Source organism: Bacteroidales bacterium (assembly GCA_017521245.1).
Lineage (GTDB): Bacteria > Bacteroidota > Bacteroidia > Bacteroidales > G3-4614 > Caccoplasma_A.
In genome coordinates this window covers 85173-97395 of record JAFXDI010000050.1, presented here as the reverse complement: position 1 = coordinate 97395, position 12223 = coordinate 85173, and the positions used below count along the sequence as shown (strand labels likewise).

Here is a 12223-nt window from a genome sequence, read left to right as displayed (position 1 = left end):
AGCAAATATTGGATTTACAATTGAGAACCCCAAAGCAGATGATCCTTCATTATCAGAAGAGGACAAAGCATTATACGAGACATACCGTATTCAAACAGCTACTGCTCTTGTAAATGTGATTGACCGCAATACTGTTGAAGTAGAGTCTGTTGATTTCTTAAATGATTCAGACGTGCTTAATGCTGAGGTTATTACAGGAACAGTACAAGAGACAACATCGGGTTCAGTTCCTCTATATACTTACATTGCACCTGAGGAGTCAGCAGGTCCATGGCCAGCAATATTCTCTTTAGAGTGTACCGAAGGAGCAGAGGCAACTGTTAAACAATCAGGAATTGATGCAACAACAGGTACCGAAATTACTCCAGAGGTATCAATTACTCACGCAGGTAGGATTGTTGTTACTGCAACATCAAAAGATAAAACAGCAATAATGACTATCGATGCGAAGTTTAAAATTGATCAAACTACGCAAGGAGAAAAACTTCAATTGTCAACAACTAAAAACGAGTATCTACCTGGCGAAACAGATAAAGTTAAAGCAATGCTTCGTTCAACATACAAAGTATATGACAATGAATACACTTGGACTTCAAGCAATCCTGAGGTTGTTGAGATAGATGCTGAAGGAAATATCACAGCAAAAGGTGATGGAACATCAACAATTACTGTTTCAATAACTGACGATTATGGTTATACACTTACAGCAACGAAAGATATTTCTGTACGTTCTGTCTCAGCAGATGCCAACTTCAACGACCCTCAATGGGATGGATATTATATAATTGACCTTGGCGAGGGTGGTACATACTACATGGATACAGAGGAAGGTTCAGAAGACCTATTCACTATAGTATTAGATACAGAGTTGAGCGGTGAAGGAGTTTACACAGCAGGTACAGACTTCACAGGAACTATTATGTTCCCAACAAATGACACATTTGATATTACTGGAGGAACAATTACAATTTCTGGAGATGAGTGGACATTTGATCTACAGGTATCAAGTTCTAATGCATCAGGAACAGTAGTTGGAACAAAAACATATATGTTCCTTGAATATTAATAGAAACTAAATAAACGAGAAAAGAGAGTTGCCTGAGCAACTCTCTTTTTTTTGTTACCGATTGCCAGCAATCAGTTTCAAGTTTTTAATTATATGAAGAACTTGCAAGTTTTATATTTCTCGCTCGTTTATTCTTATATTTGCTGAAAACAGCGAATATACTTTCACTCGCAGTAATAAATATTAAAAACAAGTTTTATATTTCTCGCTCGTTTATTCGTATATTTGAACAACTTAAATTTATAGGGTATGACTTACGAAGAAATGTCTAATCTATTAAATCGTTTAGAACATTTGGATTGTGTATTTTTTCACAACTATATGATGCAAGAACGAAAGGAATTACAACCCTTATATAAAAGACTTGCATTGTTTTATGATGAAGATGATACATTAAAAACAGATATTGAAGCAATTCTTGATAAACATTCTAAACTTATCAAAGAATATGATGATAAACATCAAATTCACTTGTAGAGAGAATGTAAGAATAGAAAAACAAAATTCTTTTTGAAATCTTTTATAACTAACAATATATAACAGATTAAAGCAAACCGGCATCAATGGCAGTAACTCTAAATTCTGTTCTGCGGTTAATTTGGTTGGCAATTTCAATATCTTCTTCTGGGAGTGTCATAATAAACTCCTCGTTAAGAATAGTACCCTCGGGGAATTGAGGGTAAAGTTTATTAAGTTTTTTTGTAATGGTAACAGGAGTACTCTCTCCATAGCCTTTAGCAGTAAGACGCTCTTTTGCAATGCCGTTTTTAATTAGGTAATCTATAACCGCTTCGGCACGCCGTTGAGAGAGTGATTGATTATACTCTTCTGCTCCTTTAAAGTCGGTATGAGCTCCCATCTCAATAGTAATGTTGGGATTGTCGTTAAGAGTCTTAATTACATCGTTAAGAGCTGTTTCTGATTCGGGACGAAGAGTTGCTTTGTTAAAGTCAAAGAATATATCATCTACCGGAATGGGTTTGCCAATTGATGAGAGAACAAAATCAACCCAATAAGTTTCATCTTGCTCCTCTGCTAAAGTGGTAAGTTCGGCACTTGAGTTAAGATACCCTCCGCAACCTGCCATCATAACATAGTCGGTATTCAAATCCAAAGGAAATTTAAAGTACCCGTCATCTTGAGCAAACTCTTTAAGGTTTGTTCCATCCCGTCCTACAATCCTGATTACTGCACCGGGTAGAGGTTCATCATCATAATCAACTACGTATCCCTCTATCCAAACCTCAATTTGGGGAAGTTCAAATGAATATATGTGGTCGTAGCCTCTTGCATCGTTTCTGTTAGAACTCAAATAGCCCCTCTCACTTGCCATAAACATAATGCCAAAGTCATCGGCAGGAGAATTAATAGGGGCACCCATATTCCTTCTGTGCCAATTACCTATCTCGTCTTTATAGGCAAGGAATACATCAAGACCTCCTAATCCCGGGTGTCCGTTTGAGGAGAAGTATAGGTCTCCATTTTTTCTGACAAAAGGAAAAACTTCATCGTATGGAGTGTTAACCTCCGGACCAAGATTTTCTAACTCTGTCATATCCTTTAATGATACTCTCCAGATATCTTTGCCTCCATATCCTCCGGGCATATCAGAGGTAAAGTAGAGCCAATCTGTGCCGGGCATAACAGCAGGGTGTGCACAAATTATAGTTGAGTCAATTGTAATGGCAACTCTTTCGCCCTTTTTCCAAGTGGCATCTGAGCGGGTTGACTGGTAAATTGATACGTAAGTGTCGCTATTGGCATTTGTTGATTCGGCAAGAGAGTAGTACATAATCTGCCCATCATCCGAGAAAGAGATAATTCCTTCATCGTTTTCGGTGTTAAGTTCTCCCTCAACCGGGGCAGGCTTTGACCATACACCCTTATCGTTCCTCTCAGAGAAGAAAATGTCGTTATTCTTTAACCCTGTAATAGGACTTTTATCTTTTCCCGTTGCCTTATCGTTGGTGGAGGTAAAGTATATCATACTCTCATCCTCTAAAGTAAACATTGCACAGCACTCGCTACGGCGGGAGTTAAAAAGATTTGCTTTCTTAACAACATAACGAGTAGGGTTCTCTTTTTGTTGTAATCCCAATTCGCAACCTTTCAGTCCATTAGTTGCTCTTAAGTCGTTGGGTACAATCTCAAGATACTTCTCATAATTTTTAATAGCGTCAGTGTATTTGCCCTGTTTGTGAAGTTCTGTTGCAAGGTAAAGATAAGCTGTACTATCAGGATAGTTATATCTGATAGCATTCTGGTAGGCGGCGGCTGCTCGAGGCGAGGAGTTCAATATTCTGTAACATGTACCTAAACTATAAGCAATTCTACCTCTTAATGCACGTTCTTTTGAAGCAGATGTCTTGTTATAAACTCTACGGTAAGTATCAGCGGCTGCAAAATACTCACCTCTCTCAAATTGAGCATCGGCTGTACTTAACTTTGCAGGATGACAACCCCACAAACCAATGCAAACGAGTATAACAAAAACTACTTTATTGAATCTCATATAAGAATTACGTAAAAAAGAGCATTTTATTATATTTAGCCCTATCTACTTCTCCAGAAATCGATATATTTCATAGCAACATCAATGTAGTTATGGTGTTGCTCCACAAACTTACGGCTGTTTTTACCTATCTCTTCAATCGCCTCAATATTTTTAACCAGATTTAATATCTTGTCATATACATCGTTTTTGTCAGGGATAGGGTTGACGATAGGCGTATTTTCTGTCTCGTTAAGGATTGAGTATATCTCAGGCTCTCCGCCACTAATCGTAACCATTCCTTTTGCCATACCAAGGAGTGCATTCATACCGGGTGAGTATGAGTATAGTTGGTCAACAAGAATATTACAACCGTCCATAACCTTCATATACGAAGCGTATGGAAGTGACTCAACCATTTTAAATTCGCAAATATCTTTATATTGGTTGCAAATATCGTTAAGCACTTCGCTCATGACATCACAACCCTTAAGGTGTAATTTCGATTTTTGAACACCCATAAAGAATCTTGCTTTACCATCATAAACGGCAGTAGGTTTAATCTTGTCGGTATTTATAGGAAGAGGTATATACTCGCTCTTATATCCCCAATTATCTTCGTATGATACTTTATATTCATACAAGCACGAAATAATACCATCGCACTTCTCGGCAAGAGTTTCGTTAAGATCTTTAAGTGGAGATTTTAGCCAGTTAGTATTGTCCTCTGGAAGATTCTCTTTCATTCCGGGGACAATAAAATCGGAGTATCTAAATTTGTTCTCCAGACACGCCTTTGTATAGTAGAAGTCTGTTCCAAAAGCCCCAAGAAATACCTTTCTGTTATGCTTTTTAAGGTATTGGAATAGTTTTAGAATATCGCTAGTGTTTAGTTTTAAGAATACGGGAGATATAACTTGAACAACATCAAATCCTTTAAACTTTTTTATATTGCGCAGGATGTCAATCCTGTACCTAATTTTATCAAGAAAAGAGTCCCCGTTTATAGAGAGGTTGATGTCGCGTTGGTTATTCTGCCAACTGCAACCATCTGAGGCAACAACAACCTTATGTCCTAAACTTCTCAAACCCTTTGCAAGCGTCCAATGTAAGTTGCTATACTCTCCAATTAATAAAATCTTCATGCAATTTATGTTTAAACACTAAATCTTTACAAAGTTAAACAAATTTATTACCTTTGTCAATACATACGCAATTAAATATATCGCAGATATGAATATTAGATTCTTTTTATTAACAATTCTAACCATTGCAATCACAACATCGTGCAACGATGGCGTGTATAAACTATCTGATTATGGGATATATCCAAATACGGGTGAGGATATAACGCAAAAATTAGCAGAGGTAATAGAGGTTATAAAAACAGATAGAGAAGGATTGCCAGCGACACTTCTTTTTGATGAGGGTGATTACGACTTCTATCCACACTCAGCCATTGAGAGGGAGTACTACATCTCTAATCACGATCAGGATAACCCCAAAAAGCTGGCAATGGTATTAGAAGATATGTCAAATCTAACCATCGATGGTCAAGGTGCAAACCTATATATGAATGGCCGTATGTTGCCTATCGCAATGGTCAATTGTGAAAACTGTACAATAAAAAATATCTCAATAGATACTCGTATACCACAAATAACACAAGTTGTAGTAGTGGAGAATAATCAGAACGAGGGAACAATAACATACCGAGTTACTCCTGATACAAAGTATAAAATAGATGCCGATGGTAGATTTATAACCTACGGAGACAATTGGGATGTACATCCTGTGGCAGGAATAGCCTTTGATGGCAATACCGGTCATATTGTCTATCAAACAAGCGATATAGCAGTAGGAACTAACAATGTGGTGGAGGTAGAGCCATATTTGATAAAAGCCCCATGGCAAAACCAAAAGTTAAAGGAGGGTACAATAGTAGCGTTACGTAACTATGCACGACCAACTCCGGGAATATTTATGAGTGGAAATAAAAATACCTCGCTCTGCGATGTTACAGTACACTATGCCGAAGGAATGGGTCTATTGGCACAACTCTGTGAAGATATAACATTAAATGGATTCTCTGTATCCCTTCGTGAGGGAAGTGGCAGATATTTTACAACACAAGCCGATGCTACACACTTTTCGGCGTGTAAAGGAAAAATAACCTCAATAAACGGACTGTATGAGGGAATGATGGATGATGCAATAAATGTGCATGGAACATATTTGAGAATAACCGAACAACTTGCTCCAAATGTAATAGTTGGACAATATATGCACCCACAAGCATACGGATTTTACTGGGGAGGAGAGGGTGATAGCGTTCAGTTCGTAAAATCCTCAACAATGGAGTTGGTGTCGGGGAATGTTATAACAGATATAACTCCATACGATAAAAAGACAATCTTAGGAGCAAAACTCTTTAAAATAACTTTGCGTGATGCCGTTAATGATGATATTGCATCGGGTGATTACGGAATAGAAAATCTTGAGTGGACACCTGAAGTCTATTTTGCCGATAACATCATTCGTAACAATAGAGCAAGAGGAACACTATTTAGTACACCAAAAGATGTGTTAGTTGAAAGAAATCTTTTTGATCACACTTCTGGAACTGCAATACTTCTATGTGGTGACTGTAACGGATGGTTTGAGACAGGGGCGTGTAGGAGTGTGGTTATTCGTAACAATCACTTTATAAATTCACTAACCAATATGTTTCAGTTTACAAATGCAATAATCTCAATATATCCCGAAATACCTAATCTTGCCGACCAAGAAAAATATTTTCATGGCGAAGATGGTAAAGGGGTAGTGATTGAGAAGAATACATTTGAAACTTTTGACCGCCCAATAGTTTATGCAAAATCTCTTAACGGATTACAATTTAAAGAGAATACAATAATTGATAATAACGACTATCCTCCGTTCCATTGGAATACTCACCGTTTTCTGTTTGAAAAGGTGATAAACGTAGAGATAGAGAATAATAGTTTTGGCAGTGGATTTGACAGGTCAAAAGATATAGAATTTCGTAATTAGCAATAAAAAGAGTGATTCATAAATTCTCCAAAGATATATCAAAGGTATCTATACCTACTGAGTTTAATAATCCTTTCCGATACACTCCTCATCACTTGTGCCTTATGGCAGCAGAAGAGGTGCGTAACTATATTAATAGTAGAGGGGAGTGGTGCGAGGAGTTGGCAAAAGGTAAAATGTTTGGAGTGTTGGTAGTTTCAACTCCCTCAGGAGAAGTAGGCTATATCTCAGCATTTTCAGGGTTACTTGCAGGAGAAAACAGACATTCGTTCTTTGTCCCTCCTGTTTATGACCTTTTAAGCAAAGAGTCATATTTCCAACAAGAGGAGGCAGATATATCGCAGATAAACAGAGAGGTGGAGGTATTAAAGGCAGATGCTGATTATCTTCAACTCTTAAATAAATATATTGAACAAGAGAGGGAGATAAAGCAACATATCGCCCAATTTAGAGAGCAGATAAAACTTCATAAAAAAGAGCGAGATAGAAAGCGAGGAGAGTTGACTCTTTCGCAATCGGAGCAAGAGATGTTAATTCGTGAGAGTCAATTTGAAAAAGCCGAGTTAAAACGTATCTCTGACAGAGGAAAATCAGAACTTGCAAAAATAAAAGAACAAATAGAAGTTTATACAAGCAAAATAGAGTCTTTAACGGAGGAGCGACATCAACGCTCTGCCGATTTGCAATTATGGCTGTTCCGCCAATTTAGATTGCTTAATGCTAAAGGTGAAATAAAAGATTTAATTGAGATATTCTCTGAGTTCGGTAATATCTTTCCACCGGCAGGAGCAGGAGAGTGTGCTGCTCCTAAGATGTTGCAGTATGCCTATCAAAATAATCTGAAACCTATACAAATGGCTGAGTTTTGGGTTGGTGCATCGCCAGTGGGAGAGGTGCGTGTTGATGGTAATTTCTACCCTTCGTGCAAAGGAAAATGTTTGCCAATCCTAACCTATATGCTACAAGGATTAAATGTGGCAGAGATTAACCTTGAATATAGAAATACTAATACTGAGTTAAAAGTTTTATATGAGGATGATTATCTTGTTGCAATAAATAAACCAGCAGGAATGTTGTCTGTGCGAGGAAAAATAGGGGGCAAGTCCGTAGAGGAGATAATGCAAGAGCGTAACCCCAATATAAAAGTTATTCATCGTCTTGATATGGCAACCTCAGGAGTGTTGCTTTTGGCAAAAGATATTGAAATGTACAAAGCTATGCAAACTCTATTTGCAGAGAGAAAAGTACGTAAGACATATATTGCATTGATAGAGGGAGAACCTCAGCAGCAAATAGGTGAAATATCATTACCTCTCTCTGCTGACTATAACAATCGTCCTATGCAGAGGGTTGATTATGAAAATGGTAAAGAGGCAATAACCGAGTACTCTGTATTGGCAACATATAATAAAGAGGGTAGAAAAATAACCCGACTATCGTTAAATCCCATAACTGGCAGAACTCATCAGTTGCGAGTGCATTTGGCACATCCTAAATCGTTGGGGATGCCCATTGTAGGAGATGAGTTATACGGGAAACCTGCATCAAGGTTAATGCTTCATGCCGAGGAACTTGTGTTTAAACATCCTATAAAAGAGTCTGTAATAACTATTACAGCTCCTTGTACATTTTAGTATTTCTGCAAAAAATATTATATTTACAAATAAAATCAAAAAGATGAAACTAAACATACTTATATCAACCCATAACGAAAAGATAGCAAACGTACCTTTGCTATTACTTCCTGAGCGGAAGGATGTAAGTTATGTGGTATCGTTTCAATACACCGATGATTCAATGTTGGCTCTCATACCTGAAGAGTTCAAACGAGAAGATATAAAATTTGCCCCGGTACAAACAATAGGATTGTGTAAAAACAGAAACAATGCTTTGCTGTATGCCGATGGAGATATAGCCCTGATAGCGGATGATGATGTAAAATATACAAATGAGTATATTGATACCATAATTGATACATTTGCCAACAATCCGCAAACCGATGTGGCTCTCTTTAAGATAAAGACTCGTGATGAAGATCCCCCAATGAAACGTTACCCAATATCAAAGGGGCGATACAAAGTGGTAAAAGGTTACTATCCATCATCAGTTGAAATGGCTTTTCGATTATCGCAGGTAAAGGATAAAGTATCGTTTGATGAGAGATTTGGACTTGGCTCTGAGTATCTTAATAGTGGCGAAGAGGAGGTTTTTATAAAGGATTGTATCAATAGTTCGTTACAAGTGGATTTTTTTCCTCACTATATAGTTGAACATCCCTACACTTCAACAGGAAAGAAATATTTGACTCCAACAAGCCTTCGTTCAAGAGGGGCTGTATCGTCATATTTGCATGGCTTTTCAGCATATCTGAGAATGATAAAATTCTCAATGTTTACAGCATTGCGAGGGCGTTCAAATATCTTCACACTATTGAAAAATACAATGTGGGGAGTGGCATACGAGCGAAGAACACGAAAAGAGAGAACGAGTTATGAGTAAGTTGTTTTCAATAGTAATACCTGTACACAATAGAGAGAAGTATATAAAAGATACTTTGCGATCGGTTGTGGGGCAAGATTATCGACCACTACAACTAATATTGGTCGATAACAACTCTACTGATAACTCAATGCAACTTGCAAAACAGTATCTGTCATCATACGAAAGTGCCGATTTTAAAGTAACCTACACGCAAGAGCATAAAGAGGGTGCGTGTGCGGCACGAAATAGAGGTGTAACCCTAAGTGAGGCACCCTATATGATGTTTCTTGATGATGATGATATGTTCTCAACCTTTACAGCCATTTCAAAGATAGTAGAACATTTTGAATGTAGTGGAGCAGACGTAATAGGATTTAAGGCATATCACTACTACTCATATAAGAAAAAGAAGATACGACACTACTCTTTTACAAACAACATAAAAGAGCAAGTGTTACATTGTATGTTATCAACCCAATGCTATGCAATAAAAAGAGAGTTTTATCTCGGAACTGGTGGCTGGGATGAACGTATAAAGCGATGGCAGGATTGGAATCTTGGAATAAGAATAATGCTGCTTAATCCAGATATTGAGTGGATAAAAGAGAAGCCTCTTGTAAATATAAGAGTTCACTCAAATAGTATAACCGGCAACGGATATTTACACTCTGCTGAGCAACTTCAGCAAACAATAATGCTAACTGCCGAAGCAGTAGAAAATAGTAATGTTGAAAATAAGCAAGAGATAATATCGGCAATATATGCCCGATTGCCAATATTGGCAGCACACTACTTGCGTGAAGGAGGAATATGTGCCTTTCGCCAAGCCTTAAAACTCTACAAGAGTACAGTAAAACTTTCGGTTGTACAAAAAATAGTTGTAGAACTACTCTGCTTATATACAGCGGTAGGAGGTAGAGGTGCAGGTAGAGTATTAAACAAATTAAAAATTGAACTTAACGAGAGAGATGAAAAGTAACATAGAGCTATCTATCGTAATACCTGCGTATAATGCAGAAAAATATATAAACAGGTGTATCAGTAGTATAACTGAGGCAAACATAAAGGAGGATATATATGAGATTATAGCCATTGATGATGCCTCAACTGACTCTACCTATGCAATCTTAAATGAGTTGAGTCAGGATATTCCTCAATTAAAGGTGTATCATCGCCAAAAGTCGGGGCCGGGCGGAGTCCGTAATTTAGGACTGAACTACTCAAAAGGTAGATACATAATGTTTGTTGATATAGATGACCATCTAAATACAAAGAATTTTAAACACTTTGTTGAGGTGTTGCTCCCTATGTATAGTCACGATATTATAGGATTTGATTACTTAAAAGTTGATGAAGAGGGTAACGAGTCGCAAGTAACAAAAAAAATATTTCCCTATTGCAGAGAGATGAGTGGAGCAGAGTATATGAATATGCAAGCTCCTCAAAGTGTATTATGGGGATACGTTTATAGGCGTAAATTCCTGTTGGAGAATACATTGAAGTTTATTGAGAAGAATATTCACGATAATGAGTATTTTTTGATAAAGGCATTCTGTTTAGCAGAGAAGATAACATTTATACCCACACAACTCTACTATTATCACCATGCAATACCAACTTCGTTAACAAATAAACCTGACACAACACATCAAGAGTTGTACGTAAACCAACTACTTAATGTAATAACAGAGTTGCAAAAGTTCGGTTTCTTATTGGGTGATCCACTATCAGAGGAGGGATTAAATCGTAAATTAGATTTGCTCTCAGCTCGACTATTACGAAGATTGATAGCCCTCAATTATAGTGAGGATTTCATAAAAGAGACATTGATAAAATTAGAGAAGATGGACCTCTATCCGCTTCGAGAGGCAAAATATAGTTTGCGTTATCGTTTGTTGAGAAGAGCAACAAAAACCCCTGACAAACTAATAGAGTGTAAGGGGTATAAAAACTCAAAACTAAAAAATAGAGTAACTCAATACTTCTTAAGTATGTAAATCTATATTTGTAGCCCGTCAAGCAACCTGACATAAAGTTCAATGGCCTCTCTGATCTCGCTAAAATATACAAACTCATCGGCAGTGTGAGAACGAGCAGAGTCGCCCGGTCCAATCTTTACCGAAGTATATGGGATAAGAGCCTGATCCGAAAGGGTAGGAGAGCCAAACGATTCAAGTCCTAGCAAGTTGCAACGTTGCATAAATGGATGGTTTTCATCTATGCTTGAAGAGTTTAGTCTTGTAGAGCGAGGAGTAAACTCACATTCGGGAAATTGCCCTTTTAATATCTCCCATACTTCAACATTAGAGTACATCCCATTAGGTCTAACGTCAATCATAAAAGAGCAAACGTCAGGAATAACATTGTGCTGAGTACCGGCATTAATGCCGGTTACTGTTAATTTAACTTCTCCTAAAAGAGGTGAAACCTTTTCAAACTTATAACTCTTAATGCCCTCAATAGTCTTAATGGCTTTATATATTGCATTAACACCCTCGTTTCTTGCAGCATGTCCCGAAACACCCTTGACACTACAATCCAAAACCATCAACCCCTTTTCGGCGGTGGCAGGTCTCATATTTGTAGGCTCGCCAACAATAGCAAATGATATATCGGGGAGTTGCTTGATTAAACACTCCATGCCATTCTTTCCTGAAACCTCCTCCTCGGCTGAGGCGGCAAAGATAAGATTGTATTTTTGATTGCTATCAACCAATACCCTAAAAGCCGCCAACAGAGCAATAACCGAAGCCCCTGCATCGTTACTGCCTAATCCAAATAATTTACCCTCCTCTTCCAACGCAGAGTAAGGATTACGGCTCCATCCCTCAACAGGTTTAACGGTGTCAATATGGGAGTTGAGAAGTATTGTGGGCTTTGTGTCGTTAAACTCTTTGCTTACAACCCATACGTTGTTGCCAATGCGATTAACCTCGCAAGAAGTAATCTTGTTTTTAACAAACTCAACCAATAAATCGGCAACCTCACTCTCCTCTCTGCTATGAGAGGGAAGTGAAATCATCTTTTTGAGAAGAGACGTAGAGTCGTATAAAATCTCATCAATAACCTCGCTGTTCATATTTATCAACTTAATAGTGCGAAAATAGTAAATAAATTTTGTTTAACCCTTACTT

10 protein-coding genes are annotated in these 12223 nt (G+C 37.6%); 7 read left to right on the top strand and 3 right to left on the bottom strand.

Going from position 1 to position 12223, the window contains the following annotated elements:
• A partial coding sequence (locus IKK64_07930; protein MBR4119986.1) for an Ig-like domain-containing protein occupies positions 1-1066 on the top strand: 1066 nt, incomplete at its 5' end.
• A 249-nt stretch (positions 1067-1315) separates the two neighbouring features.
• Positions 1316-1543, top strand: a complete 228-nt coding sequence (locus tag IKK64_07925; GenBank protein MBR4119985.1) for a hypothetical protein — start codon at positions 1316-1318, stop codon at positions 1541-1543.
• A 67-nt stretch (positions 1544-1610) separates the two neighbouring features.
• Here IKK64_07925 and IKK64_07920 read toward each other — a convergent pair whose 3' ends face one another.
• Positions 1611-3578, bottom strand: a complete 1968-nt coding sequence (locus tag IKK64_07920; GenBank protein ID MBR4119984.1) for an OmpA family protein — start codon at positions 3576-3578, stop codon at positions 1611-1613.
• 41 nt (positions 3579-3619) lie between these two features.
• A complete protein-coding gene (locus tag IKK64_07915) occupies positions 3620-4702 on the bottom strand; it encodes a glycosyltransferase family 1 protein (GenBank protein MBR4119983.1) in 1083 nt (360 codons plus the stop codon).
• 88 nt (positions 4703-4790) lie between these two features.
• Between IKK64_07915 and IKK64_07910 the strand changes: the two genes are divergently transcribed.
• From IKK64_07910 to IKK64_07890, 5 genes are read left to right on the top strand one after another with little or no spacing between them, the layout of a single operon-like run.
• The gene (locus IKK64_07910) at positions 4791-6608 is read left to right on the top strand and encodes an alpha-1,3-galactosidase B (GenBank protein ID MBR4119982.1); all 1818 of its coding nucleotides are present in this window, start codon (positions 4791-4793) and stop codon (positions 6606-6608) included.
• An 11-nt stretch (positions 6609-6619) separates the two neighbouring features.
• Entirely contained in the window at positions 6620-8242 is a 1623-nt protein-coding gene (locus IKK64_07905; protein ID MBR4119981.1) for an RNA pseudouridine synthase, read from the top strand.
• 43 nt (positions 8243-8285) lie between these two features.
• On the top strand, positions 8286-9107 hold the full coding sequence (locus tag IKK64_07900) for a glycosyltransferase family 2 protein (protein MBR4119980.1): 822 nt from the start codon (positions 8286-8288) through the stop codon (positions 9105-9107).
• Positions 9100-10068 carry a glycosyltransferase family 2 protein gene (locus tag IKK64_07895; protein ID MBR4119979.1) on the top strand — a complete coding sequence of 323 codons (969 nt, stop codon included), beginning with the start codon at positions 9100-9102 and terminating at the stop codon, positions 10066-10068. The genes IKK64_07900 and IKK64_07895 overlap by 8 nt, the downstream gene beginning before the upstream one ends.
• Complete coding sequence (locus IKK64_07890) at positions 10058-11086, top strand: glycosyltransferase (GenBank protein MBR4119978.1); 1029 nt, start codon at positions 10058-10060, stop codon at positions 11084-11086. The genes IKK64_07895 and IKK64_07890 overlap by 11 nt, the downstream gene beginning before the upstream one ends.
• Positions 11087-11088: 2 nt before the next feature.
• On the opposite strand, the gene IKK64_07885 is transcribed toward IKK64_07890, so the two are convergent.
• Entirely contained in the window at positions 11089-12168 is a 1080-nt protein-coding gene (locus IKK64_07885) for a M20 family metallo-hydrolase (protein MBR4119977.1), read from the bottom strand.
• Between the last annotated feature and the right edge of the window lie 55 nt (positions 12169-12223).